The organism is Fodinibius sp. AD559 (genome assembly GCF_052712805.1).
Genome location: NZ_JBQPVW010000007.1, coordinates 141,513 through 168,149, shown reverse-complemented (window position 1 = coordinate 168,149; position 26,637 = coordinate 141,513). Strand labels below are relative to the sequence as shown.

Sequence of the window (26,637 nt, the reverse complement as noted above, 5' to 3'; positions counted from 1 at the left end):
ACGAGTGATGAGTATTGAGTAGAAAGCAGTGGGTAAAGAGTCTCACTACTCAATACTCTTATCTCACTACTATTTTTACTGCTGACTCATTTTCTGAAAGAGATAATCCTGGAAGCTGAGCACTTTAACGCCTGAAGGAACCTGAACCATGGCTTTGGCTATGGATGAAGGGCTTACCTCAGTGGTCTCCAGCTTTGATACCAGCTGATCGTTTTTAAATACCTCTACTTTAAGCGGGAAATATTTTTCTTTAAACACAAGATTTGTTGGCAGGCTGCTGATAATGGTTTCAGCACCGCCGCTCCAGGATTCAGCCAACATACCCCAGTTTACATCGAGCTGATTGGTCATCCATACTTCGGTATGTTCGTTGGGTTCTTGCTCATCACGAAAAATAAATTTGTCTGCCCGATATCCGTGAATGGTAGCTGATTCATCAGTGCGTTCATAATCAACATTATCGGCTTTGTCAGCTGCTTTGTTTGCACTCTGTCCATTTCCAAACATATTCATCATGGAGGTAATATCGGATTTGGAAATTTTGAGGGCTTCATTGCCACCGGTAAGGAGGACAAAATCTTCGAAGTCGAGGCGAACCAGTACACCTTCTGTTTGGATGGATTCCATAAATCCATATTCTTTTTCGCCTTGCAATAGAATGCGCTCTGAGGTTACATACAAGGTAAAATTATCGTCTTTTTGCTCAACTCCTTGGGATGAATAATTGTAGCTGTTAAAGGTTATTTTGCCCTCGAATTGTGCCGAAGCAGGTTGCTGACTAAAAGAAGCAACCAAGAGCATAGCCGAAAGATAATAGGACGCTTTTTTCATGATCAAAAAAGTTTAGGTAAATAAATTGAGTTATGCCTTTTTACATCAATAACAGATACAAAGTTTCGCTATAAAATAAAAAAGCCTGCCCGAATTAACGAGCAGGCTATTTAACGTTTAGTAACAACAAAGATTATGCTTCTTGCAGAACGTTGGTATCTACATTTACTTTATGGATCCAACCTCCGCCGACAACGTCATCACCTTCGTAACAGACTACAGCCTGTCCGGGAGTAATGGCTTCGCGACCGGTGGGGAAGGTGACTTCGATTTCGTCATCGCCCAGCTGTTTTAGTTGCCCAACGACCCCGTCGTCGTTATAGCGAATCTTTCCGGTAATTTCCATCTCTCCACCGGGAACTTCACCATATTTACTCAAATTGATGTTTTTGGCCTTGCAGGTAGTAGCTACGAGATCCTCTTTTTCGCCAATAGTAATGACATTAGTATCGGGATTAATATTGGTAACATACACGCGCTTGCCAAGTGCCAGATCCAACCCTCGACGCTGGCCAATGGTGTAAAACGGATATCCTTCGTGTTCCCCCACAACGTTTCCATCCTGATCGACAAATTTGCCACCTTTGACGCGCTCTTCAAGTCCATCAACGCGATCTTTTAAAAACCGGCGGTAATTATCGTCAGGGACGAAACAGATTTCGTAGGAGTCGGGCTTATCAGCTACTTTTGTCAGCCCAAACTCTTCTGCCATATCGCGAATTTCAGTCTTTTCGTAGCTTCCCAATGGGAATATGGTACGTGCTAAATGCTTTTGCTCGACACCCCAGAGTGCGTAGGACTGATCTTTTTTGGGATCAAGTCCTTTGGAAATAACGTATCGACCGTTTTCTTCACGTACGTTGGCGTAGTGCCCGGTAGCAATATAGTCGCATCCCAGGTTATCGGCGCGGCGCAGCAGTGCTGCCCACTTGATGTGAGTATTACATAGAACACAGGGATTGGGTGTGCGTCCATTCATATAGTCATCAACAAAGCGGTCGATAACCCAATCGCCGAATTCGTCACGGATATCTACAATAAAATGCTTAAAGCCATGGTTTACGGCAATCTGTCGTGCGTCGTTCATGGATTCAAGAGTACAGCATCCTGTCTCTTTATCAGATTTTCCGCCTACACGGGAGTAATCCCATGTTTTCATCGTAATTCCGATGACATCATATCCTTGTTCTTTGAGCATAACAGCTGCAACAGAGGAGTCTACCCCTCCGCTCATAGCTACTAATACTCGTCCTTTGCTACTCATTGTACTGGTTGAATTTTGAAAAGTGTAAATGAACCTCGAAGATAAGGTTTTTTTATGTATTTCTTATGAAGAGAATTTGAGGTTCGTTGATGGGGTGTTTTCAACACATTACATATACAGATAGGGTTTCCAATCCTCCTGAACACCACCCAGGATAGATTGTAGGAAGGTAATATGGATGGGGCGAAAAGGTTTTTGGTTCAACGGCATTTTCGCTTCTTCAGGGGTACGGTTTCCTTTTTCAACATTGCATGTATTGCAGGCCGTTACGAGGTTCTCCCACGTGTCTTTACCACCGCGACTTTTGGGTAACACGTGATCAATCGTAAGATTTTTCGATGAACCGCAATACTGGCAGGTCTTATGGTCGCGTTTCATAATATTGTGACGCGACAAGATAATCTGGTTATAGGGAATGTTGATGTATCGTCGTAACCGGATTACTGAGGGATACGAAAAATCCTCTGAGACGGTACTGATGGTTCGCTCTGGATAGTCATGAACCATTTCAGCCTTATCCAGGAATAGAAGTTTTACCGATCGGTGTACCGAGCAAATACTTAACGGTTGGTAATCTTTATTTAATACCAGAACATTCGCGTCCATAGCATCCATGTTATTATTACAGCAATGAAATTAACATCAAAAAGATGTTATAACGTTTCTCTGCATGTTTAATGTGTAGAATCAACATTAAATTTCATTCAAATGCAACATGCTATTATGTATTAATAGGGGAATGATGTTATATTATTTATCGTGTTACGGCCGAAAGAATTTTTCATGTGCTTCTCAAATCTTACCTATATCATCTAAAAATTTTTTTATACCTTTCTGTCTTTTAAAAATTGCTATCAGGCAACCAATATCGTAAAAGATTCAGAGCCTTTAACCATAATAAGATCAGATTTTTTAATCTCAATTTATGCCTTACAATAAAAATATGTATACCACCGGTTATTATAAGGAGCCCGGGCCCAAACTTGATGAAGAATCACCTTTTGAATCGATGTTAGAGCGTTTTCGTTTTGCTGCGGAAGTGCTTGAGCTTGACGAAGGAATGTTTCAATATTTGGCTAGTCCCGTTAAGCAGGTTACTGTTTCCATCCCTATTGTTATGGACAGTGGGGATATTCGTGTTTTTGAAGGATATCGTGTTATCCACAATAATTTGCTGGGACCGTCCAAGGGTGGTATCCGATATGCTCCGGATGTAACGCTTGAAGAGGTGAATGCATTGGCTGCGTGGATGACTTGGAAGTGCGCTATTGTAAATGTGCCATTTGGTGGAGCCAAGGGTGGGGTGCGCGTTGATCCTAAACAGCTTTCGGACGGTGAGCTGGAGCGACTGACACGTCGTTATACAGCGAATATGCTTGAGGTATTTGGTCCCGATCGTGATATTCCTGCTCCGGATATGAATACCAATGAGCAGATTATGGCATGGGTGATGGACACCTACAGTATGAATGCTCATAAAACAGAAACGGCAGTAGTGACCGGCAAGCCCATCATATTGGGAGGTTCGCACGGACGTAAAGAAGCTACAGGACGTGGAGTGGTAACGGTTACATTGGCCGCACTCAACAAGGTGGGGATTTTACCCAATAAATGTACCGTCGCTGTTCAGGGATTTGGGAATGTAGGCTCAGTTAGTGCAAAGCTAATGTATGAACAGGGCGCCAAGATTATTGCTATCAGTGATATCTCCGGTGGCTATTACAATGAAAACGGTATCGATATTCCGGCTGCAATAGAGTATTCCAAAAATAATGATAATTCGCTTGAGGGATATCCCGAAGCCGAGAAGATCAGCAACGAGGAGCTGTTGCAGATGGAGTGCGATGTATTGATTCCGGCGGCTAAAGAGGATCAGATAAACCGGGAAAATGCTGGTAATATTAATGCCAAGATTATTGCTGAGGGGGCTAACGGCCCGGTGACGGCTAATGCCGATTCCATTCTTGAAGATAAAGGCATTATGGTAGTGCCCGATATTCTTGCGAATGCAGGCGGTGTTACGGTTTCCTACTTTGAGTGGGTGCAGGATCGCCAGGGATATTTCTGGACCGAAGAGCGCGTAAATCGTCGTCTTAACAGGATGATGCGCAATGCCTTTGATAATCTGTTTGAAGTGCGTAACGAATATGATATTACACTTCGCCAAGCTGCATATGTGTTTGGAATTAATAAAGTGGCTATGACGTTGAAAATGCGCGGATTGTACGCTTAGTCATTTTTTGCACTTTCAGGGATGTTTCGATGAGAGACATCCCTTCATATATTTTTTGTTTATGTCAAAACCCGATATTAAAAAACTTGTTTTAGATTCCAAGTTTGAAGAGATGGGACGATTAGAGTCGTTCGTCGATGAGCTTAAGCAGTGGGCTGATGTAAATGATGAGGATTCTAATCGAATTATGCTTGCGCTTAGCGAAGCCGTGAATAATGCGATTATGCATGGCAATAATGAGAATCCGGAGAAACAAGTTGTTGTGCTTTCAACCTTTGATGAGGAAAATCGGATTCTTACTATCAGTGTTGAAGATGAAGGCGAAGGGTTTGATCCCGAAGAAATACCTGATCCTCTCAAAGAAGAGAACTTATTAAATGAGAGTGGAAGAGGTGTTTATCTGATCCGGCAATATGCAGATGACGTGCATTTTTCGAAAGGAGGTTCCAAAGTTACTATTATTTTTCAGTTAGATAATAGTTGACAGCAGGTCAAAAGAGTAAAAATACAAAAGGCGATGAAGCGGAAGCCTCATCGCCTTTTGTAATAAGTAAATCGCTGAAAACTGTTAGTTCGTAAGTTGAGCTTTAAGCTGTTTTTTAAGCTGAGCTTTTGGTACTGCTCCAACAATTTGATCTACTACTTCACCGTCCTTGAAAATTAGCAGCGATGGAATGCTTCGGATACCATATTTTGTCGATGTTTCAGGATTAGAATCAACATCGACTTTGCCAATCTTCGCTTTTCCTTCAAACTCTTCAGCCAGTTCTTCAACAACAGGTCCAACCATTTTGCAAGGGCCACACCATTCTGCCCAGAAATCTACCAATACGGGTTTGTCAGCATCGGCATTAATGACTTCGTCTTCAAAAGAGTCGTCTGTAAATTCGATTGCTTTACTCATAATATTTCTTTCATCTTCATTAGTTGTTATTTAAATAGCCTTAAATGCAACAGCATTAATATCGGATAATATCATCCAATTATCACATCGTTTCTTACTATATAATGCATTATCAAAACTTATCTTACCGACCATTGCCATTATAACGGTTTAAAGCAACAGCTTCTTTACCTACAATGGATCTGAGTCCATCCAGTAATTCTTCGTTGGGATCAATAACAAACTTGCGTACGTGCATAGCAAAGGGCCGTTTAGCTTCACTGCTTAACACGTTAAACCGAATATTCGTTTCTCCCTGATTCTCTCTGAAGAGTTGTGCTATCTGTTCCAGATCCTCTTCATCAACATAATTAGTATCAATATCCAGCTTTAGTTCAATCTGATCCTGATATTTTTCGCGCATACTCTCTATGCGTTCAAAGCCGTTGGCAATGATTTGTAGTTTTCCCCGGGATGAATCGAAGCTGCCATCCACTACAACACGGGTATCCTCCTGAATCATGCCCAGGCAGCGATCATATACTTCATTAAAGACAACGACTTCCACATGTCCGTGGCGATCTTCCATCTCCAGAAAAGCAAATGGACGACCCTTTTTATCCGTAACTCGATTAACTTTGGTGATGATACCGGCAACGCGCACGTCTGTTCCGTCGTTAAGCTGATTAAGTTTTTCTGCATCCAGGGTATGCGAGCAGAACATATTCACATCTTCTTGGAATCTATCCAGCGGATGGCCGCTCAGATAAAAGCCGATAAGTTCCCGTTCCTTGTTAAGCCGTTCAATATTTGACCATCGATCAACGGGTTCCAGTTGAGGTTCATCAATGGCGGATGAATTGTCTCCACCATCCCCGAACAGATCTGATTGGTTAGAGTTTTCCATCTCCTGCACGCGCGATCCGTAACTGAGCAGAATCTCCATGTGCTGCAAGAGCTGTCGACGATTGGGATTCAGCTCATCAAAAGCTCCGGCCTGGAAAAGACTTTCCAGCGTTCGCTTATTACAAACGCTGGAATCAACACGGCGCGCGAAATCATAAATGGAATCAAACTTTCCGTTTTCTTCCCGTTCTTTGACAATTTCCTCTACCACATTCGATCCTACACCTTTAATAGCCTCCATCCCGTATTGAATACGTCCATCTACGGCCACAAATTTTCCCTGACCTGTGTTAATATTGGGGGGATCAACCGTGATGCCCATACGGTTACACTCCTCAATAAACTTCGACACCTTATCGATGTCGCCCATGTTGTGGCTAAGCACGGCCGCCATATATTCTGCTGGGTAGTTGGCTTTAAAAAAGGCCGTCTGGTATGCTACTACGGAATAGGCCGCAGAATGCGATTTGTTAAAGCCGTAATTGGCAAACTCGGCCATGATATCGAACAGCTCTTCAGCCTTTTCCTCGGATACCCCGTTGTCGATAGCGCGTTTGGTGAAAATTTCGCGCTGTTCGGCCATCACTTTTTTCTTCTTCTTACCCATTGCCCGGCGCAGCAAATCCGCTTCGCCGAGTGAGTAATTGGCAATTTTCTGAGCCGCTTTCATAATCTGCTCCTGGTAAATCATAATGCCGTACGTGGGCTTCAGGAGTTCTTCCAAGTCGGGGTGTGGATATTCCACTTCCGAACGCCCGTGCTTGCGGTCGATATATTCCGGGATAAACTGCATGGGACCCGGACGATAGAGGGCGTTCATTGCGATTAAGTCATCCAGCTCCGTCGGTTGCAGCTGTTTGAGATACTTGCGCATGCCATCCGATTCAAACTGGAAGGTGCCAATGGTATTTCCTTTTTGATACAGTTCGAACGTTTTTTCGTCATTCTCAGGAATTTCATCCAGCTCGTAATGGACACCGTGATTTTTCTCGACATACTTGATGGATGTTTTTAGAATGGAGAGTGTTTTTAGCCCAAGGAAATCCATTTTAAGCAGGCCGCATTCCTCTGCGTGCGGACCGTCGTACTGCGTAATCAATTCCTTATCTTTGGATAGTGCTACGGGTACATATTCACTGATTTCACCCGGCGCAATAATAACACCTGCTGCATGCACGCCCGTCTGTCTTGCCGAACCTTCCAGCGTGCGGGCAAATCGCATCATCTTTTGAATCTGCGGATCGGGATGTTCAAACAACTCTTGAATATCATTCGCTGACTCCGGATTCCTTGATTTATCCAGTACCTTATCAAAGGTGTTAAGGCCGGGCTGATCGGGAAATAGTTTTGTGATTCGATTCACTTCCTGCAAAGGTACTCCCAACACACGACCTACATCACGAATGGCTGTCTTGGCTTTCATCGTGCCATAGGTTACAATTTGGGCCACATTCTGCCGGCCATACTCTTCAACAACATAGTCAATTACCTCCTGCCGGCCGCTGTCATCAAAGTCAATATCAATATCCGGCGGACTTACGCGCTCGGGATTTAGGAAACGCTCAAACAGTAGGTCGTGCCGCATGGGATCTACATTGATAATCCCCAAGCAGTAGGCTACAACAGAACCCGCAGCAGATCCACGACCCGGGCCAACGAAAACATCCCGCTTGCGAGCTTCGGTTGTAAAGTCCTGCGTGATTAGAAAATAGCCGGAGAAATCCATCCGGCTTATAATGCCGAGCTCTTGTTCAAGGCGTTCGCTAATTTCCTGGGTAATTTCTCCGTAACGTTTTTTCGCTCCCTCATACGTCAAATGACGTAGGTATTCATCCATTGAATTAAATTGATCCGGAATACTGTAATGCGGAAGCAGGAGCTCAGAGCTGAGGTCTATATTTTCGACCTTTTCGATTATCTCATTGGTGTTGTCGATAGCCTGAGGGAGATCACTAAACAGCTCCTCCATCTCCTCAGGCGTTTTTAGATAGAAATCGGTATTCAGATTGTTGTTGTCATCCGTAAATCGAAAACGATTGGGATCGTTGATATCGGCATTGGTTTGCAGGGCAAGCAGAATATCATGGGCTTCCGAATCCTCCTCATTTACATAGTGACAGTCGTTCGTGGCCACCATTTTCACATTGTATTCTTTCGACCATTTTACAAGGATTTCATTACAACGGTCCTGATCATTCAGCCCATGTCGTTGCAGTTCGATATAATAATCATCCCCGAAAAGATTGAGATACCATTCAAAAATGGCGCGCGCTTCCTTCTCACTTTTGTTGATAATCGTCTGATTGATCTCGCTGGCAATGCAACAGGTCGTGGCAATAAGTCCTTCAGCATGCTCAGCCAGCGTTTCCTTATCAATACGGGGTTTGTAATACAGGCCCTCGGTATATCCAAGCGAACATAACTTAGACAGGTTTTTGTAGCCAGTCATATTTTTGGCCAGTAGCACCTGATGATAGCGGGTGCGATCTTTTTTGTCCTCCATCCCCGAGGGAGTCACATAGAACTCACAGCCAATAATAGGTTTAACGTCGTGCTTATTGGCTGTGTTGACGAATTCCGGCACCCCAAACATATTTCCGTGATCGGTAATGGCGATCCCGGGCATGCCGTGTTGTTTGGATTTCTTGATGAGCTGATTAATGCTCGCAGCACCGTCGAGCATACTAAACTGCGTGTGATTGTGGAGGTGTGAGAAGTTCATTCAGGAGGCTTTTCTTTTGATCCTTGGATTGGAATAATAATACTATTCCTGATCGACAATATTAAGGCGTATTTTGGGATAAATCTCAAAAAAATATTCATTCGGGTTTGAATGGTGAGCGGAAACATTCTATTTTTAATTTTACCTAATCAAACTGATCTGACATGTCCACTAAATATATCTTCGTAACGGGCGGAGTTACATCTTCACTGGGAAAAGGAATTATTTGTGCATCGCTGGGGCGTCTGTTGGTTGCACGCGGATTAAACGTGACTGTTCAAAAGCTTGATCCTTATATCAATGTGGATCCCGGAACGATGAATCCCTACGAACACGGAGAGGTTTACGTCACCGAAGACGGTGCGGAAACCGATCTCGATTTGGGGCATTACGAGCGTTTTTTGGATATCAAGACATCCCAAGAGAATAATGTTACCACCGGACGTGTTTACAATGATGTTATTTCTAAAGAGCGTCAGGGGGCATATCTGGGAAAGACCGTTCAGGTGATTCCGCATATCACTGATGAAATTAAGTCGCATATTGTTGATCTGGGCGAATCCGGAGATTACGATGTCGTAATCACCGAGATTGGGGGTACGGTAGGCGATATCGAAAGCCTGCCCTATATCGAGGCCGTTCGACAGCTGCGGTACGATGTAGGACGATCGAATACGCTTTCTATACATTTAACGTTGGTACCGTATTTGTCAGCAGCCCGTGAGCTCAAAACCAAGCCGACCCAGCACTCCGTAAAAACGCTTTCCGAAAGTGGGCTTCAGCCCGATATTATTGTAGCTCGATCGGAATATGAGCTTGACGATACTATTCGTAATAAAATTGCCCAGTTCTGTAATGTTGAATATGATGATGTGATTGCATCGCTGGATGCTGAGAGCATTTATCAGGTCCCCTTTATGATGCAGGATGAGGGACTTGACAAGCGAGTGATTGAAAAGCTGAAACTCGAAGCCGGTGATGCGGATTTGGAGAGATGGAAGGGGTTTGTTGAGGCCATTCGAAATCCATCTACCGAAATAACTATTGCCCTCGTAGGTAAATATGTGGAACATCATGACGCTTATAAATCAATCGTGGAAGCGTTGATTCATGGAGGAGCGGTAAACGATTGTGAAGTGAATATCCGCTGGTTACAGTCAGATGACTTGACCAAAGAAAATATAGTTGAAAATCTGGAGGATGTTTCGGGTGTTTTGGTGGCTCCGGGTTTTGGAGGGCGTGGTATTGACGGAAAATTGGCAGCGGCCAACTATGCCCGTGAAAATGGAATTCCTTATTTTGGAATTTGTCTGGGAATGCAATGTGCTGTCATTGAATTTGCACGTAATGTATGTGGATGGGAAACAGCTAATAGTACAGAATTTGATGAAGATAGCGAGTATCCGATTATTGACTTGATGCCAGATCAGAAAAATATAGAAGAAAAAGGTGGTACCATGCGCTTGGGACTTTATGATTGCAAGATCAAAAAGGATACCAAGACATATGAGGCCTATGGCGAAGAACTTGTGCAGGAACGTCATCGCCATCGTTACGAGGTTAACAACAACTTGCGCTATAAGTTGGTAGAAGACGGCATGAAGTTGGTTGGATTTAATCCCGAACGCGATCTTGTGGAGATTATTGAATTACCTGATCATCCCTGGTTTGTGGGCGTACAGTTCCATCCCGAATATTGCTCAACAGTAAATAATCCCCAACCGCTGTTTGTAGATTTTGTTAAGGCCAGCTTAAAACATGCTAAAGACAACGATTTGGCTGAGCCCATTAAACGGGAAAAAGTTGTAATTAACTAAGAGGAAAAGCCATGTCACTGGATCAGACGTTTGCTAATAAATTGCGAGTACGAGTTTGCGGAGTGCTGATCCAAGATGATGAAATATTGTTGGCTCAAATCCATTCTCCCATTACTGATAAATTGGTTTGGATGCCTCCCGGTGGTGGGCTTACGTTTGGAGAATCGATGAAGGATTGTCTAAAACGAGAATTTAAAGAAGAGACGAATCTTTCGGTGAAAGTTAATGAGCTTGTACATGTGAATGAGTTGTTACGCAAATCGTACCATGCTGTGGAATGTTTCTTTGAAGTTAAAAAAACGAGTGGAACAGAAAAGTTAGGCAAAGATCCAGAGTTATCTTGGGATCGTCAGTTATTGCACGATTTACAATGGATGCCTATTGATGAGTTGTCTGAATTAGATTTTGCCCCTTCCAGCCTTATAGAGAAAATTCAAGACTGGGACCGACGGTTTAAGTATCCGGTGTTTTAATTGCTTCTTGTGTTTAGGATGATAATCTGTTTTTTAATCCTATGGGATTGTCATAAATTTAGAAGCTTAATTTTTAACCATATCTACACTTAACTTATGTTTAATCTTCGACTTTTAATTGTAGCCTTTTTATGTGTGGGCTTTGCTGGTTATGCTTGCCAAAATGATCAAAGCTCAAAGACAACGGTGATCCAAAATGTCAAAGGATATACTTTTTATGATGGTGACCTTAAAGAATTTTCAGCTTTGGCGTTTAAAGATGGCAAGGTTGTGGATGTGTATTCAGATACAACGTTTGAGCAATCATCCCAAACAGAGGTAGTCGACGGTGAAGGAAAAGTTATGCTTCCCGGCCTGGTAGACGCCCATGGTCATGTAATGGGATTGGGCAATATGCTTATGAATATAGATTTGATGGGCATCGAGTCATTGGATGAGGCCTTAGCACATATCGAAGAGTATGCATCTGAAAATCCCGATTTAAAGTGGGTAGAAGGTCGAGGATGGAATAATACATATTGGGGCGATGGCGATTTTCCTACTGCTGAAGATCTTGATAAAGTAGTGAGCGAGCGTCCCGTTTGGTTGAGCCGAGTGGATGGTCATGCCGGCTGGGCGAATAGCAAAGCAATGGAAATGGCAGGCATCACTGCTGAGACGGAAGCACCAGAAGGCGGAAAAATTATTCGCGATGAAAATGGTGAGCCTACCGGTGTGTTTATAGATGAAGCAGAACAACTCATAACTTCACATATTCCCGATCCTACGGCCCAAGAGCAACAAATGGCATTGGAAAATGCACTTCAGCAAATGCGTAGTAAGGGATTGACAAGTGTTCACGATGCGGGTGTTTCTGCACAGGTTTGGAAGCTCTACAAAAAGTTTGCTGATGAAGGAAAATTATCCACACGCATTTATGCGATGATTGGCGGAGCCGGGGATACTTTTGATAAGCTTGCTCAAGATGGTCCTATTACTTCGTATGCCGATGATCTGTTGGCATTGCGAAGTGTTAAAATTTATGGTGACGGCGCGTTGGGCAGTCGTGGTGCGGCCATGTTGGAGCCCTATTCCGATGATCCCGGGAATACCGGCTTGCTGTTCCATACCCAAGAAGAGATGAATGAAATGGTCCTAAAAACGATGTCTAATGGATTTCAAACGAATATTCATGCCATCGGAGATGCAGCCAATCGTCAGGTGCTAAATGCATTTGCGAATGCTAAAGACAGTTTGGGAGATCAGGGATTGAGAAACAGAGTAGAACATGCACAGATTGTTTCTCAGCAAGATATTCCCCGTTTTAATGAGCTTAATATTATCGCTTCCATGCAGCCTACACATGCTACAAGTGATATGAATATGGCAGAAGATCGCGTGGGGCCCGAACGCCTTCAGGGCGGTTATGCCTGGAAAACTTTTGTAGATCAGGGCACGACATTGGCCTTCGGTTCAGATTTTCCGGTAGAACATGTGAATCCGTTTTACGGTTTATATTCAGCAGTAACGCGGCAAGATCATCAGGGGAATCCCGAAGGCGGTTGGTACCCATCCGAAAGTTTGACTCGTGAGCAGGCACTTCGCTCTTTTACGCTGGATGCTGCTTACGCTGCACATCAGGAAGATATGCTTGGCAGTTTAGAACCGGGTAAGTGGGCTGACTTTATTCTTATAGATCGGGACTTTTTTGAAGTTCCGGAAATCAAAATCTGGCAAACCAAAGTACTCGAGACCTGGGTCGGCGGCGAAAAGGTATATTCTGCAGAGGAATAAATATTTTTTGATTTATGATCATCCGATTAGAACAATTAAATCCTACTATAGGTGATATCAGCAGTAATATTGCGCTGATTGAGCAGGCTATAGCCAATGCAGAAGTAGATAATGTAGATTTGCTGGTGCTGCCGGAATTAGTAGTTTGTGGATATTCACCTATGGATTTAATTGAACGTCAGGCTTTTTTAGATACCATATATCGAGCGAATGACAGGATTGTTAGAAATTCCGGTGATACTGCTGTTTTATTCGGGACGGTAACTCCAAATGATGGTACTGGTCGCAATTGTTTTAACAGTGCACTGTTAGCTCAGGATGGAGAAAAAGTGGCAGAGATCCATAAAACACTGTTGCCCACCTATGATGTATATGACGAGCTCCGGTATTTTGAGCCGAATGATGCTTTTGAGTGTATTGAGTTTAAAGGGATAAAAATTGGTATAACGATTTGTGAAGACATTTGGCATAATTTTGAGCTTTCTTATTTGACGTACGATGTAGATCCTGCAAAAGAGCTGGTGGAAAAGGGAGCAGAAGCGATTTTTAATCTCTCGGCATCTCCCTATACCAAAGAGAAGCCTCGAAAGCGTCAAGAAATGTTGCAACAGCATGTTGAACGTTTGGAGGTCCCCATTTTTTATGCGAATCAGGTAGGGGGAAATACAGAACTAATTTCGGATGGTGATTCAATGGCTATTAACAGTGATGCCGAAGTAGTAGGTCGGGCTCCGCTTTTTGAAGAGGCACATGTTGACCTTGACTGGCAGTCCAAAATGGATACGTTAGAAAATGTAGGCCCTGAGCCTGCTGAGATGCCGGGAAAAATTGTCCAGATGTTCAACGCCTTGAAATTGGGATTACAAGATTATCTTGATAAAACAGGTATAGCCGATGACGTTGTATTGGGACTGAGTGGAGGAATTGATTCTGCGTTAGTTGCTGCCATTGCGAGGGAAGCATTAGGGGGTGAAAATGTAGTTGGAATAACTATGCCGTCAGAGTTTTCATCAGAAGGAAGTGTTACAGATTCACAACAACTGGCGCAAAATATTGGAATCGAGTTACATGAGATAGCGGTTAAAGATCTATATAATCAGTTTAGTGCAGCTTTAGATCCGCTTTTTAAGGATGCCACTTTTGGGGTAGCTGAAGAAAACCTGCAGCCGCGTATTCGGGGTACGTTGTTAATGGCGTACTCCAATAAATTTGGGAATATGCTCTTGAATACCGGTAATAAATCTGAGCTGGCTACGGGTTATTGCACGTTGTATGGCGATATGGCCGGAGGGCTGGGGGTAATAGCCGATTTGTATAAGGTGGAAGTGTATGAGATGGCTCACTGGCTAAATGAAGAGTATTATGGTGAAGAAATTATTCCGAAAGAAACTATTAAAAAGCCGCCAAGTGCCGAATTGCGTCCTGATCAAAAAGATGCAGATAGTTTGCCGAAATATGATATTTTAGATCCTATTCTGGAGGCTTATATTGAAAAGCAGCTCTCAGTTGCAGAAATTGCCGAACAGGGATTTGATATTGAAGTTGTCGAAGAAATTGCTGCACTGGTTGATCGTAACGAGTATAAGCGTTTCCAGGCTGTTCCTGTACTAAAAGTTAGCGACAAGGCTTTCGGGACGGGTAGACGCTGGCCGTTGGTACAACGTTGGACAAGTAATCGAAATTGACGTTATTATTAGGGAGCGCATCGAAAAATTTAACTCTATATTGAAGAATTTTATGCAAAATAAGTTACAGCTTTTACTTGTTTTCGTTTTAATCATAGGTATTATCCCCTCACGGGCTCAGCAACAGGATGAAGATATCCAGTTGGAGGAAACCCCAATGCCTGCCAAGCTCCTTCCCTATAATAATCCTATGGAAACGAGCGGGGATGATTTTGCAGTCGAAGAAGCCAAGTCGGAAGTGAAGCTCGACGATTTCCAAAAAGATTTGATGCGCCGGATTGCTGATATATATCGCATGCATGTTAATGCGATTGAGGCACAAATTCAGGATGATCCGTTAAGTGCCGAGACGCATATCACCGATGCCCTAAATGCTATGCAGAATCTTTTGGATACTTACCCCGAGGTGCAATCCAATAAGCGATTTAGTGCCTTATACCGATCGGTAATGACCGAATACCGAGAGTTTTATGGGGTAGAAGATTCTACTAAAGAGGTTAAGGGTGAAATTTTTGCGATTCAGAAAGAGCTGTACTCTGAAGAAGATAACTGGATGAATGAAAATGAGGGATATGTACTCCCGGATAATATTACAACCCCAAAAACTGAAGTACCTCTGGTTCAAAACCGTCAGGTTAATCGCCACCTGATGTATTATACGCTTAAACGACCGGAAGTAATGGAAACGTGGTTGAAGCGTACCAAGAAGTATTTTCCGATGATGAAAAAAATATTTGAAGATGAGGGAGTGCCCACCGAGTTAATGCACCTTGCGATGGTAGAAAGTGGATTAAATCCCGAGGCAAGAAGCTGGGCTTCGGCCGTTGGAATGTGGCAGTTTATTCGTGCAACCGGTTCTATGTATGGGCTGGAGGTCAACTGGTGGGTTGATGAACGGCGCGATCCCGAAAAAGCAACTCGCGCTGCAGCACGGCATTTAAAAGATTTATATAATATTTGGGGTGACTGGCACTTGGCAATGGCGGGATATAATATTAGTCCCCGTGGATTAAAACGTGCTATCAGAGCAGCCGGAGAAAAAGACTATTGGGCTGCGCTCCCTTATTTACCGCGAGAAACCCAAGGGTATGTGCCCGGATTTATAGCAGCAACTATGATTGAGATGAATCCCGACCAGTTTGGATTTAAAGGGACATATGAGGCTGATGAATATGATTACGAAGTTTTTGAGGTTGCCCCATTAATGCCGCTTGACGCTTTGGCCGATGCTGCAGGTATTACAACAGAAAAATTGAAAGAGTATAATCCTGAGTTACTACGTTGGGCAACACCGCCAGGCAACAGTTATCCGCTAAAATTACCAACAGGTACGAAAGAACAATTTGCTGCGAATTACGAGGACATCCCCAAAGAAGAGCGCAGCCAGAATGTAGCTATGCACACGGTAAACAGGGGAGAGACCTTAGGATATATTGCACGGAAATACGGAACTTCGGTGCGGGCACTTTATGAGACGAATGAAAGTCTTTCAAACACCATTTATCCCGGCCAAAAAATCGTAGTACCACTGGCACCGGGAAGTAGTGAAAAGATTGCCGTTAATAAACCTACCCATCAGCCCAGAGGGAATACCTCTACGAGTCAGGGAAGATCCAAATCAAAAGCGCCGGCTAATTCAGCCCAGTTGACCTACAAGGTCAAAAGTGGTGATACCATCGGTCATATTGCCGAATGGTACGATGTGCGGGCTTGGCAAATACGTTCTTGGAATGGGATATCAAATTATATTCGTCCGGGACAAAATCTGACGATTTATGTTCCCCAGTCAAAGCAGTCGTATTACAGCCAGATCAACAGTATGTCGTTCAGTAAAAAGCAGGAGCTGGAACGTGAGCAACGATCCGGCAAAGATATAACTGAAGCATATTTGGCATCGGCTGATGGTGGTGAAGAAGTGACGTATACCGTACAATCCAATGATACCCTTATCCAAATAGCCAACACTTTTGGGGTGTCTATAAATCAGATTAAGCGGTTGAATAATCTTAACGGATCAAGAATTTATGTTGGTCAACAATTGAAGATTAAATAAGATATTCTTCAATGAGCAAGATGAGGAAACTTATAGTTGCCGGAGTGCTGGCGCTGACTTCTTTAGCGCTGATAGGTGTGGCACGTAATCCGGATATCTATTTCCTCATTAAAAAGAACTTTACCATCTTCAGCGAAGTATATCGGACGGTTTCTCTGGAGTATGTGGATGAGGTGGACCCCGAAAAACTGATGCGCAAAGGGATTGATGCGATGCTGGAATCGCTTGATCCCTATACAGTAATGGTTGATGAAGCTCAACAGCAAAATATGGAAATCATCAGTCGTGGCAGTTATGGAGGGGTAGGTTTGAATGTAGGATTCCGGAGCGGTAAAATTGTGGTTATTGCCCCTATAGAAGGGTATTCGGCACATCGCAAAGGTATCCGATCGGGCGATGTGATTAAAAAAGTTGATGGGGTATCGGTTGAGGATTTGATGCCCGAAGCAGTGCAAGGGTTGATAGATGGAGAGCTGGGATCTACGGTTACCTTAACTATTGAGCGGTATGGCAGCGACAATCCTATAGAATTTGAGTTGGAGCGCCAGCGCATTGAGGTCAAAAATGTAGGATATACAGGCTTGGTGGGAGACTCTCAGAATATTGGTTACATTTTGTTAAATCGCTTCTCAACGGGCACAGCAGAAGAGGTGCGAAAAGCGATTGAAGATCTTACCACAAATAACCAGCTTGACGGAATAATTTTAGATCTGCGTAATAATCCGGGTGGATTGTTAGAAGAGGCTGTGGGGATTGTTGATAAATTTATTCCACAAAATAAGATGGTTGTTGAAACACGGGGGCGTCAAAGTAAGCATAATAATGCATTTACAACCGAAGAAACGCCTGTTTTGCCGGATATGCCATTAGTAGTACTTCAAAACGGAGGTAGTGCCAGTGCCTCCGAAATTGTGGCCGGAGCATTTCAGGATTATGATAGAGCTGTAATTATGGGAGAACAAAGCTTTGGAAAAGGTTTGGTGCAGACCGTAACCCAGCTTTCGTATAATACAGCTCTTAAAATGACAATTTCGAGATACTATATTCCCAGCGGACGCAGCATTCAGTCTATAACTTATACGCACGATGATGATAACAGTGCGGTGTTGAAACCCGATTCACTCCGTAAGAAATTTAAAACACGTAATGGCAGAACGGTTTATGATGGCAACGGTATTGCCCCGGATATCAAGGTGGACAATGAGGAATCATCACTGCTTGAAACTTCTCTTTTGAGGGAGAACCTGTTTTTTAATTTTGCCAATCAGTATGCGGCTTCGCATGATAGTTTAAGTGAGTCTTTTGGCTCTGATGCTTTATATGATGAATTTACTGCTTTTGTATCCGAGAAGGATTTCCAGTATCAAACGCCCTCCGAGAAGCATTTGGCGAAAATTGATTCGCTACTCAATGGAATAGAGGGTGAGAGTAAGGAACATCTTGAGGAGTTGGAAAACGTTATTGGAGAAAAAAAGAAGCAACAGTTCGATGAAGAACGTCCTGATCTCGAAAAAAGATTATATCTGGAATTGATAGCGCGTTACAAAGGTCAGCAGGGACAAACAGCTGCATGGCTGCCGCATGATGAGGTGGTCAATGAAGCTGTATCAATATTACAGAATAATGAACAGTATAACAGTATTTTAGCAGGATCTAATTAGGAGTGGCTAAAGCAGATCTACATATTCATACGACGGCATCTGACGGACATTCAACGCCGCAGCAAATTATAAAAAATGCAAAAAAGCATAATTTGGATGTCATATCCATCACCGATCATGATACCATTCGCGGTTATCGAAAAGCGGTGACGGCAGCTGAAGAAACAGATATAACCTTGCTTTCCGGGGTTGAGATCACAGCAGATTTTAATGGCCGTGAATGTCACTTGCTGGCTTATTGCTTTGATCCAGATCATTCAGTCATTACTCAGTTATTAGCTCAACACTATCGCTCTCGGTTGGAACGGGGAAAGTGGATTGTTAATGAGCTTACAAAAAAGGGCCTGGATATAGATATTGAGGAGGTAAAAGCTGAAGCGAATGGTAGTAACATTGGTCGTCCGCATATTGCTTCTGTGCTTATTGACAAGGGATATGTTGCTTCTTTTAAAGAAGCATTTATTCGATATCTGAGTGATCAGTCGCTCGGCAGTATTTATAATGAGTATTATTCACATCATAAGGTTATTGAACAGGTAAAAGAAGCCGGAGGGGCTATTGTGGTAGCACATCCCGGTAATTTATATTCTGAGGATGAACTCGAAGAACTTGTTGAGGCTGGAATTGATGGCATTGAGTTTATTCACCCGAGCCACGATTATGATCGGCAAAAACAGATCGAGGCATTTGCCGAAAAACACAATCTCCTAAAAACCGGTGGTAGTGATTTTCATGGCGGGGATAAAGAATATCAGAAATTTTTTGGAGTCGTCACTATTAATACCAAGTATGTGCACCGATTGATTCGGTTGACGGATCAGCGTAAAGCACTCAAAGTTTAGGTTATGGCAGATAATATTTTACAGGGTGATACCAATAGCAATGAGTTTAGAATTGGTATTGCCGTTGCAAAATGGAACTCTTTTATCACGGATGAATTATTGGAAGGTGCACTAAATACGCTGAAGAGCAAAGGGTTTAGTGACGAACAAATATGGATAGCTCACTGTCCCGGAGCATATGAACTTCCGTTTACAGCGCGCAAATTATTAGATCATACCGATGGTGTAATAACGCTGGGAGCTGTTATACGAGGTGATACACCGCATTTTGACTATGTTTGCGATGCCGTAAATCGTGGTGTGACTAATCTTAATTTAGAGGGTAATAAGCCAGTGGTTTTTGGCGTTTTAACAACGGATAATGTAGCTCAGGCGCAGGAACGTTCTGGGCTCAAAGGAAATAAGGGAGCAGAATCTGCGCTTGCCCTTATTGAAATGATCTCGTTGACTAAAAAATTTGAAAATTTATAATTCTTATTAGCTTGAAATAACGGGTATAATACTCTAATATTGATAGCTTAATAAAACACGGATACTACGTATTGGAACCAATTTCGCTCACAAATAAAGAACAGAATAGCAGTGACAAGCAGTCACAGTCCACGCTAATAGAGCAGGGGGGAGTCCCTGAACATATAGCTATTATTATGGATGGCAACGGACGTTGGGCTAAAAGTCGCGGCAATATCCGTTCGTATGGGCATAAAGTTGGTGTAGATTCTGTTCGGGATGTGACCGAAGCTTGCGCACAAATAGGCGTTAAGTATTTAACACTCTATGCATTTTCGACTGAGAATTGGGGTCGTCCCAAGATGGAAGTCAGTGCCCTGATGCGTTTGTTGGCTCGCTCACTGCGTAAGGAAGCGGAAAACTTGAATGAAAATAATATTAAGCTTGAAACGATCGGACAGATCGATCGGTTCCCTAAAAGTTGTCAGCGAGAATTAGGTGAAGCTATTGATCTGACCAAAGATAATGATCGTTTGCAACTTTGTCTTGCACTCAGCTATTCGGGCCGTTGGGATATTACGGAAGCGGTTAAAAAGCTGGCTCTTTCAGCGAAAGAAGGTGATATTGATCCCGGTGAGATTGACGATGAGATGATAAGTGCCCATTTGTCAACCGCTGATATCCCCGATCCTGAGCTAATAATTCGAACAAGCGGTGAATATCGGATCAGTAACTTTTTACTGTGGCAGTTGGCTTATTCCGAGCTATACATAACAGAAACATACTGGCCGGATTTTCGCCGAGATGAGTTATATAAAGCAATTCAATCATTTCAACAACGAGAACGTAGATTTGGTAAAGTTACTGAAAATACGCAAAAGAAATCCTCAAGTCGATACGTTCAAGAGCTGACACCCTAACCTTTCATATAAATATCGTAAGCTCAATTTTGTTTCAACAACGAACCCACGTGAAGAAATTATTAGTTACTCTTTTCGTCCTCTGTTTCATTTATAATCCTGGTTTTTCTCAGAATACCACTATAGATATCGAAAATCCGATGAATAATCGTCCCCAGCAGTTCGAAGTACTGGGGGTAGAAGTGGAGGGATTAACAACTTCGCGAAAAGAGTTTGTAATCGGTACGAGTGGCCTGCAAGTTGGTACTGAAATCACTATTCCAGGGCAGGATTTGTCAAGAGCCATTAAAAGTCTACACAGAACAGGGCTATTTTCTGATGTAGAAATTATTGAGACCAATCGTGAACCGGGGGGCATATATCTGAAAATCGTAGTACAAGAACAACCCCGGTTAGAAGGTTTTGAGATACGCGGCACAAAACGGTCGCATCGTAAAGACCTTGAGGAAGAGATCACCCTGCTAAGAGGGTATGCTGTTACTGAATCATCATTGGCACAGGCTAAAAATACCATACAGCGATATTACGACGATAAAGGATATTGGTATACCGATATTGAAGTTGAGAAATCGAAACCTGATACGGTTCGTAATCGAGTAACAGTTTATTTTAATGTGGATCCCGGTGAACGGTTGGAGGTTAAAGAAATTACATTTGATGGCAATGAGGAATTTAGCGATCAAACACTTCGAAAGGAACTGGGCGAAATTAATGAAGACCGCTGGTGGAAGTTTTTTTCAAAAAAGCTTTTCAAAGAAGAAGATTTTAAAACAGCCAAAGAAAATTTGCGAGATTTCTATGGCGAACATGGATTCCTCGATTTTCGCGTAACAAGCGATACGGTCTATACCTTTCCTTATACGCAACGCAGGTTAGTGTTTCTGAAGACCCCTGCCGAAGGTATAAAAGTAAATCTTACGGTTGATGAAGGACCACAGTACAAGGTTCGTGATATTTCTTGGGAAGGAAATACTGTTTATACCGATGAACGTCTTACTGAAGTATTGGGCTTTAAAAAGGGAGATATCTTCAACCAGAAGAAATTCCAGGATAAGATGCAATTCTCCCAAGAAGGCACTGACATAACCAGTCTCTATCGCGATATAGGATACTTGTTCTTTAGAGTTGAGCCTGAGATTGAAGTTGTAGGTGAAGACTCTGTGGATTTAAATATGAATATCTACGAAGATGAAATTGCATATATCGAAGAGGTTTCCTTTACAGGCAATAATAAAACACACGATGATGTTGTACGTAGAACTCTGCGAACAGTGCCTGGCCAGAAGTATAGCCAACAGGCAATTGTAAGAACTATTCGCGAGTTGGGGCAGTTGGGATATTTCCGATCACAAGCAATTACCCCTAACTTGTCACCTGATCGTGAAAATCATACAGTCGATATCAATTACCAGCTTGATGAATCACAGAGTACCGATAACTTTGAATTCTCTGGCGGATTCGGGGGACAGGGTATTGGACTCATTTTATCAGCGCGATTGAATTTTAACAACTTCTCAATGCAACGTGCTCTAAGAGGTGAGGGATGGAATCCTATTCCTTCAGGAGACGGGCAGAAATTATCACTGGGTGTACAGGTTACCGGTAGTGGCTATCAGAGTTATAGTCTTGGATTTCAAGAACCGTGGTTAGGCGGAAGGCCACTGTCGCTGGGTGTAAATATGAGCTATGATTTAATCAGTTATCGAGGTTCTTCTTCCCGTAACGAAATGCTTTCGGGAAGTGTTTCTCTCGGCAGGCGATTGAACTGGCCCGATGATTACTTCACCCATCGTTCGGTAATTTCTTATCAGCTGTATGATGTGGCTGGTGGGGCTTCATTTCTTGCGGAGGGAACATCAAGTATCGCAAGCATAAAACAGGTGTTGGAGCGTAATTCTGTGGATAATCCTATTGCCCCTACAACAGGATCGAAGTTAAGTATCTCAGGTGAAATTGCACCACCCTTACCCGGCTTTTCACAGTACTATAAGTTGAAGACAAAGTATCAAAATCACACAACGGTTGCTGGTAAACTCGTGATGACCAATACCGTTGAGTATGGTTATTTGGGTTATCTGACCGATAGCCAGCGAAGTGATTTCCAACGCTTTAAGCTGGGAGGTACGCAGATGCAGCAGCGTCAGAGCTTTTTGGATGATAATATAGATCTTCGTGGTTTCCCCGGTGGACGTAATGGCTCTATTTCACCAATACAAAATGGAGAGCCGATTGGTGGACGCTTATATACGAAGTATTCGTTTGAGCTTCGTTATCCTGCGATAACTGAACAGCAGGCACAGGTTCATCCCTATATGTTTTTTGATTCCGGAAATGCCTTTGCCAATAGTCGAGAATTTTCACCTTTTGACGTAAAACGGTCTGTTGGTTTCGGAACACGCATTTACTTGCCTATACTTGGACTGGTTGACCTTAGTTATGGTTATCGTCTGGATGGTATTCCGATTCCGAATAATCCAATTCTACCGGGCGAATGGCAGTTCTTGTTTAACATCGGAGCTCCTTTTGAATAGTGAGAAATCTGTTTTCATATAGCGCGATTACCTGTTTTGTACTGATGATTTGTGTCAGCGTGGCTGCTGCACAAGATCAAAAGATCGGGTATGTGAATACCGATCAAATTTTGTCTCAGATGTCAGAGTATCAAGGAATCCAGGAACAGTTGAGTACACTCAGTTCAGAGTGGAATAAACAGCTGGATAAAATGGAGCAGGAAATTGAGCAACTGAAGGAAGATTTTAAAGCTAAAGAGATTTTATATACTGAAGATCTCAAAAAGCAGAAACAGCAGGAAATTCAAAATAAAGTTCAGCAGCGACAACAGTATTTGGATGAAAAGTTTGGTGCTGAAGGCGAATACTATCAAAAACAGAAAGAGCTACTTGAACCTATTCAACGTAAAGTGTTTAAAGCTATAAACAAGGTGGCTAACAGCCAGAATTTCGATTTTGTTTTTGATCGCGCCCAAAATTCAAACATGCTGTTCGGTGAACAAGAATGGAATTTAAATGAAGAGGTACTAAGAGAGCTTGGTATTACGTTAAATGAAGTAGGCAATTGATAAAAATAGTTTTTATACTCACAAGCCGAATAATTGAATCCCAAAAATAAATTGATCTGATGTTTAGAAAGTTAGCAAGTTTATTTTTTCTATTTCTTTTTGTTGTAAGTACATCGGCATTTGGACAGCTGAATATAGGGTATCTCAATACCCAGGAAGTAATGAGCCAGATGCCTGAACGCTCACAAGTAGAGCAGGAGTTGAATAGTTTTATCCAGGAAAAAAGACAAGAACTCCAACAACGAACAACAGAATTTCAGGATGAAGTTGCTGAATTTCAGCAGAATCAGGAAAATATGTCTGATGCTGAAATCCAGAAGAGAGAAAAGCAGCTCGCACAAATGGAAACTGAAATGACGCAATATCGCCAAGGGCTTCAGCAGCAGATTCAACAGCGTAGAGCCAAATTGTTAGAACCTTTGTACAATAAGATGAATGAAGCTATTAGTACGGTTGCAGAAAGAAATAATCTCGATTTTGTAATTAACGAGGCAACCGCAAATGGTGAAAGTGTCGTTTACTACGCTGCCAGCGAAAAAATGGATATTACCGAGCAAGTATCACAATATATCAACGAAACATCTGACCAGAATTAATTGAAAACACATCATACTATGTTAAAACGAATACTATCGATATCACTACTTTGTCTTTTGGCTGTTGGCTTTACAGGGCTTTCTACTGCACAGGCACAGGGCCAGCAAATGGAAATTGGTTATGTTGATCCTCAGGCAATCTTAAATAAGATGCCTGAAATGAAAGCGGTTCAGCAGCGCTTGCAAAACTTCATAGAGCGTAAGCGTGAAGAGTTCACTAACAAGCAGCAAGACTTTCAACAGCAGCTTACCGAATATCAACAAAAAGCTGATGTTATTAACGAATCAGCTCGTAAACGCGAAGAAGAGCGCCTTGGTAAGTTGAATGCAGAGCTGCAGCAATATCAAACACAGATTCAGCAGGAGATACAGCAGAAACAGCAAGAATTGGTAGGTCCGCTTCTTGATCAGATTGATAACGCTGTAGGTACTGTTGCTGAAGATATGGGGCTTAGCTATGTGATTAACACCACTACCAGCCAGGGTGATCAGATTATTCTTTATGCTTCTGATGAAGCCCAGGAGAAATACAATATTACTGATCAGGTAATGCAGGAGCTGGGAATTTAAGGCAGCGAACGATATTAGAGTATTTTTGAGGCAGCTCGCATAACGGGCTGCCTTTTTTATTTTACCCTTCGTTTACGGTTTCGGATGTAATCCTCAAAAATATAGCCACCTAAGTTATCCAGGGATGCAAAGTAGGCTCGTCCTTTATTTGCTTGGGTAAGTTCTCGAACAAAATCTTGCAGATAAGGATCTCGGGCAATCATAAATGTTGTGATGTCAATATCGTCTCGTCGGCATTTAACAGCCTCATCTAAAACTCTGTTTATAATTTTTCGGTCGAGGCCAAAGCTATTTTTATACATTTTGTCATTCTCAATAATACAGGATGGTTTACCATCGGTGATCATAAAAATTTGTTTATTGGCAAACTTGCGCCGGTGCAGGGTATGGCGAGCCAGTTCGAGTGCCTGTTGGGTGTTTGTGTGATAGGGTCCCACTTTAAGGTAGGGGAGATCTTCGATGTCTACCTTCCAGGCTTCATTACCAAAGGCAACGATATCCAATGAATCTTTAGCGTAATTATTTAGGATAAGTTCCGACAGCGCCATCGCCACTTTTTTAGCAGGAGTGATACGATCTTCGCCATAAAGTACCATAGAGTGGCTCAAATCAATAAGCAATACCGTAGCTACTGAAGTGTAATGATCGGTGTCATGAACACGGATATCATCCTCGTGGAGCTTCATTTGATCAATGTTACTGTGCCGTAGCATATTCATCATAGTACCCACACTATCGATATTGGCAATATCATCACCCTGCTGCCACTTGCGTGTTTCGGGCTGACGTTCTAAGCCTTTGCCTGTATGGTCGGTCTGATGATTTCCGGCAGCTCCTTTTTTGAGATCATTAAAAATTTCTTCCAAAGAGCGTTGGCGTAGGCTTCGCTCAGTTTTGCGTGTAATCACATATATTTGTTGTTTTTCATCTTGCTCGATGTAATTGCGTTCTTTTAGTTCATCGACAAAATCACCAATATTATAATGGTCAAACTGATCGGTAAGATCATAATCATTATCAAGCTCCGTAAGCCAACGCAGTGCTTGTTCTACATCACCGCTGGCAATGGTTAATAGCTCTTGAAAGGTATCCCAAAGGGAATCAAAAGGGGATTTTCCCTTGGATTTGGCGAATCGTTCATCCCATTGTTGGTACTTGAAATGCATAGTAAAAAGGTTGACTTTAGCTTGACTAATCCAAACGCTTTAGAAATCCTTTTAATTCATTGTAATGAATAATTCGAGTAATTTAAATAATGCCGAGGCTACAGACCGCATCATGTTCGAACGCCAGCTTTGGGGAGAGGAATATGAGCGAGTGATGGGACTGGATGAAGTGGGTCGAGGATGTCTATCGGGGCCGGTGGTAGCAGCGGGGGTAATTTTTGAGCCCGGGACTTTTGTAAAAGCGATTCGTGACAGCAAAAAACTGACGCTTACTGAACGAAAAAAATTAACAGAGCAGATCAAAAAAGAGGCCTTGTATTGGACTATTCAATGGTGTAGTCCCACTGAGATTGATGAGCTAAATATTTTGCATGCATCTATTAAAGCGATGACAAAATGTGCCGAAGCGAACGGTGCCAATCCGGATTACCTTCTTGTAGATGGGAATCGATTTAGTTCGGGGCTGTGCCCCCACAAATGTATTGTCGGGGGAGATGATCGATCGATGAGCATTGCTGCGGCCTCGATAATTGCAAAGGTATATCGCGATGAGTGGATGATTAAGCTGCACGAGGAATATCCTTATTATGGCTGGGATACAAATGTAGGATATCCAACAGCCAAACATTTTGAAGGTTTAAAGAAGCACGGAGCCACAAAGTTTCATCGCCAGAGTTTTAACTTGCGCACCGATAAGCAGTTAGAAGAATAGG

General features: G+C 42.7%; 22 protein-coding genes. 16 read left to right on the top strand and 6 right to left on the bottom strand.

The genetic code is table 11. From position 1 onward, the window contains the following. Positions 1 to 75: 75 nt before the first annotated feature. The 3 genes from ACQ4LT_RS13105 to ACQ4LT_RS13095 form a co-directional block, all read right to left on the bottom strand. Entirely contained in the window at positions 76 to 831 is a 756-nt protein-coding gene (locus ACQ4LT_RS13105; RefSeq protein WP_445666512.1) for a hypothetical protein, read from the bottom strand. A 133-nt stretch (positions 832 to 964) separates the two neighbouring features. After that, positions 965 to 2,095: a tRNA 2-thiouridine(34) synthase MnmA gene (mnmA, locus tag ACQ4LT_RS13100; RefSeq protein ID WP_445666511.1), complete on the bottom strand. Its 1,131-nt coding sequence runs from the start codon at positions 2,093 to 2,095 to the stop codon at positions 965 to 967. Positions 2,096 to 2,203: 108 nt separating this feature from the next. Next, the gene (locus tag ACQ4LT_RS13095; protein WP_445666510.1) at positions 2,204 to 2,701 is read right to left on the bottom strand and encodes an HNH endonuclease; all 498 of its coding nucleotides are present in this window, start codon (positions 2,699 to 2,701) and stop codon (positions 2,204 to 2,206) included. A 319-nt stretch (positions 2,702 to 3,020) separates the two neighbouring features. On the opposite strand from ACQ4LT_RS13095, the gene ACQ4LT_RS13090 reads away from it, so the two are divergent. Beyond that, entirely contained in the window at positions 3,021 to 4,328 is a 1,308-nt protein-coding gene (locus ACQ4LT_RS13090; RefSeq protein ID WP_445666509.1) for a Glu/Leu/Phe/Val family dehydrogenase, read from the top strand. Between the two features lie 61 nt (positions 4,329 to 4,389). Continuing rightward, positions 4,390 to 4,812, top strand: coding sequence for an ATP-binding protein (locus ACQ4LT_RS13085; protein ID WP_445666508.1), 423 nt, complete (start codon positions 4,390 to 4,392; stop codon positions 4,810 to 4,812). An 84-nt stretch (positions 4,813 to 4,896) separates the two neighbouring features. Here the strand turns inward: ACQ4LT_RS13085 and trxA are convergent, their stop codons facing one another. Both trxA and dnaE read right to left on the bottom strand, forming a co-directional pair. Further along, on the bottom strand, positions 4,897 to 5,262 hold the full coding sequence (trxA, locus tag ACQ4LT_RS13080; RefSeq protein ID WP_445666544.1) for a thioredoxin: 366 nt from the start codon (positions 5,260 to 5,262) through the stop codon (positions 4,897 to 4,899). Positions 5,263 to 5,356: 94 nt separating this feature from the next. Next, positions 5,357 to 8,839, bottom strand: coding sequence for a DNA polymerase III subunit alpha (gene dnaE / locus ACQ4LT_RS13075; protein WP_445666507.1), 3,483 nt, complete (start codon positions 8,837 to 8,839; stop codon positions 5,357 to 5,359). Between the two features lie 164 nt (positions 8,840 to 9,003). On the opposite strand from dnaE, the gene ACQ4LT_RS13070 reads away from it, so the two are divergent. The 13 genes from ACQ4LT_RS13070 (at position 9,004) to ACQ4LT_RS13010 (ending at position 24,758) form a co-directional block, all read left to right on the top strand. Next, positions 9,004 to 10,656, top strand: a complete 1,653-nt coding sequence (locus ACQ4LT_RS13070) for a CTP synthase (RefSeq protein ID WP_445666506.1) — start codon at positions 9,004 to 9,006, stop codon at positions 10,654 to 10,656. A gap of 11 nt (positions 10,657 to 10,667) precedes the next feature. Beyond that, entirely contained in the window at positions 10,668 to 11,129 is a 462-nt protein-coding gene (locus ACQ4LT_RS13065; RefSeq protein ID WP_445666505.1) for an NUDIX domain-containing protein, read from the top strand. Between the two features lie 96 nt (positions 11,130 to 11,225). Continuing rightward, positions 11,226 to 12,902, top strand: coding sequence for an amidohydrolase (locus tag ACQ4LT_RS13060; RefSeq protein WP_445666504.1), 1,677 nt, complete (start codon positions 11,226 to 11,228; stop codon positions 12,900 to 12,902). Between the two features lie 14 nt (positions 12,903 to 12,916). After that, a complete protein-coding gene (locus tag ACQ4LT_RS13055) occupies positions 12,917 to 14,587 on the top strand; it encodes an NAD+ synthase (RefSeq protein ID WP_445666503.1) in 1,671 nt (556 codons plus the stop codon). 52 nt (positions 14,588 to 14,639) lie between these two features. Further along, positions 14,640 to 16,640: a LysM peptidoglycan-binding domain-containing protein gene (locus ACQ4LT_RS13050; RefSeq protein WP_445666502.1), complete on the top strand. Its 2,001-nt coding sequence runs from the start codon at positions 14,640 to 14,642 to the stop codon at positions 16,638 to 16,640. A gap of 11 nt (positions 16,641 to 16,651) precedes the next feature. Next, entirely contained in the window at positions 16,652 to 18,301 is a 1,650-nt protein-coding gene (locus ACQ4LT_RS13045; protein WP_445666501.1) for a S41 family peptidase, read from the top strand. Positions 18,302 to 18,303: 2 nt separating this feature from the next. Next, positions 18,304 to 19,143 (top strand): PHP domain-containing protein, encoded by an 840-nt coding sequence (locus tag ACQ4LT_RS13040; protein ID WP_445666500.1) that lies wholly within the window; start codon positions 18,304 to 18,306, stop codon positions 19,141 to 19,143. A gap of 3 nt (positions 19,144 to 19,146) precedes the next feature. Then, a complete protein-coding gene (gene ribH, locus ACQ4LT_RS13035) occupies positions 19,147 to 19,614 on the top strand; it encodes a 6,7-dimethyl-8-ribityllumazine synthase (RefSeq protein ID WP_445666499.1) in 468 nt (155 codons plus the stop codon). Between the two features lie 80 nt (positions 19,615 to 19,694). Next, positions 19,695 to 20,513: an isoprenyl transferase gene (locus ACQ4LT_RS13030; protein WP_445666543.1), complete on the top strand. Its 819-nt coding sequence runs from the start codon at positions 19,695 to 19,697 to the stop codon at positions 20,511 to 20,513. A gap of 50 nt (positions 20,514 to 20,563) precedes the next feature. Beyond that, complete coding sequence (gene bamA, locus ACQ4LT_RS13025; protein ID WP_445666498.1) at positions 20,564 to 23,044, top strand: outer membrane protein assembly factor BamA; 2,481 nt, start codon at positions 20,564 to 20,566, stop codon at positions 23,042 to 23,044. Between the two features lie 44 nt (positions 23,045 to 23,088). Next, positions 23,089 to 23,592 (top strand): OmpH family outer membrane protein, encoded by a 504-nt coding sequence (locus tag ACQ4LT_RS13020; protein ID WP_445666497.1) that lies wholly within the window; start codon positions 23,089 to 23,091, stop codon positions 23,590 to 23,592. A gap of 59 nt (positions 23,593 to 23,651) precedes the next feature. Further along, positions 23,652 to 24,188 carry an OmpH family outer membrane protein gene (locus tag ACQ4LT_RS13015; protein WP_445666496.1) on the top strand — a complete coding sequence of 179 codons (537 nt, stop codon included), beginning with the start codon at positions 23,652 to 23,654 and terminating at the stop codon, positions 24,186 to 24,188. 18 nt (positions 24,189 to 24,206) lie between these two features. Continuing rightward, on the top strand, positions 24,207 to 24,758 hold the full coding sequence (locus tag ACQ4LT_RS13010; protein WP_445666495.1) for an OmpH family outer membrane protein: 552 nt from the start codon (positions 24,207 to 24,209) through the stop codon (positions 24,756 to 24,758). Positions 24,759 to 24,814: 56 nt separating this feature from the next. Here ACQ4LT_RS13010 and ACQ4LT_RS13005 read toward each other — a convergent pair whose 3' ends face one another. Continuing rightward, complete coding sequence (locus ACQ4LT_RS13005; protein WP_445666494.1) at positions 24,815 to 25,924, bottom strand: vWA domain-containing protein; 1,110 nt, start codon at positions 25,922 to 25,924, stop codon at positions 24,815 to 24,817. A 112-nt stretch (positions 25,925 to 26,036) separates the two neighbouring features. Between ACQ4LT_RS13005 and ACQ4LT_RS13000 the strand changes: the two genes are divergently transcribed. After that, positions 26,037 to 26,636, top strand: a complete 600-nt coding sequence (locus ACQ4LT_RS13000; RefSeq protein ID WP_445666542.1) for a ribonuclease HII — start codon at positions 26,037 to 26,039, stop codon at positions 26,634 to 26,636. Position 26,637 lies beyond the last annotated feature (1 nt).

Coding starts and splice junctions, on each gene's coding strand:
- ACQ4LT_RS13105 (WP_445666512.1), bottom strand. CDS start 831: ATGAAAAAAGCGTCCTATTATCTTTCGGCTATGCTCTTGGTTGCTTCT.
- mnmA (WP_445666511.1), bottom strand. CDS start 2,095: ATGAGTAGCAAAGGACGAGTATTAGTAGCTATGAGCGGAGGGGTAGAC.
- ACQ4LT_RS13095 (WP_445666510.1), bottom strand. CDS start 2,701: ATGGACGCGAATGTTCTGGTATTAAATAAAGATTACCAACCGTTAAGT.
- ACQ4LT_RS13090 (WP_445666509.1), top strand. CDS start 3,021: ATGCCTTACAATAAAAATATGTATACCACCGGTTATTATAAGGAGCCC.
- ACQ4LT_RS13085 (WP_445666508.1), top strand. CDS start 4,390: ATGTCAAAACCCGATATTAAAAAACTTGTTTTAGATTCCAAGTTTGAA.
- dnaE (WP_445666507.1), bottom strand. CDS start 8,839: ATGAACTTCTCACACCTCCACAATCACACGCAGTTTAGTATGCTCGAC.
- ACQ4LT_RS13070 (WP_445666506.1), top strand. CDS start 9,004: ATGTCCACTAAATATATCTTCGTAACGGGCGGAGTTACATCTTCACTG.
- ACQ4LT_RS13065 (WP_445666505.1), top strand. CDS start 10,668: ATGTCACTGGATCAGACGTTTGCTAATAAATTGCGAGTACGAGTTTGC.
- ACQ4LT_RS13060 (WP_445666504.1), top strand. CDS start 11,226: ATGTTTAATCTTCGACTTTTAATTGTAGCCTTTTTATGTGTGGGCTTT.
- ACQ4LT_RS13055 (WP_445666503.1), top strand. CDS start 12,917: ATGATCATCCGATTAGAACAATTAAATCCTACTATAGGTGATATCAGC.
- ACQ4LT_RS13050 (WP_445666502.1), top strand. CDS start 14,640: ATGCAAAATAAGTTACAGCTTTTACTTGTTTTCGTTTTAATCATAGGT.
- ACQ4LT_RS13045 (WP_445666501.1), top strand. CDS start 16,652: ATGAGCAAGATGAGGAAACTTATAGTTGCCGGAGTGCTGGCGCTGACT.
- ribH (WP_445666499.1), top strand. CDS start 19,147: ATGGCAGATAATATTTTACAGGGTGATACCAATAGCAATGAGTTTAGA.
- ACQ4LT_RS13020 (WP_445666497.1), top strand. CDS start 23,089: ATGATTTGTGTCAGCGTGGCTGCTGCACAAGATCAAAAGATCGGGTAT.
- ACQ4LT_RS13015 (WP_445666496.1), top strand. CDS start 23,652: ATGTTTAGAAAGTTAGCAAGTTTATTTTTTCTATTTCTTTTTGTTGTA.
- ACQ4LT_RS13010 (WP_445666495.1), top strand. CDS start 24,207: ATGTTAAAACGAATACTATCGATATCACTACTTTGTCTTTTGGCTGTT.
- ACQ4LT_RS13005 (WP_445666494.1), bottom strand. CDS start 25,924: ATGCATTTCAAGTACCAACAATGGGATGAACGATTCGCCAAATCCAAG.
- ACQ4LT_RS13000 (WP_445666542.1), top strand. CDS start 26,037: ATGTTCGAACGCCAGCTTTGGGGAGAGGAATATGAGCGAGTGATGGGA.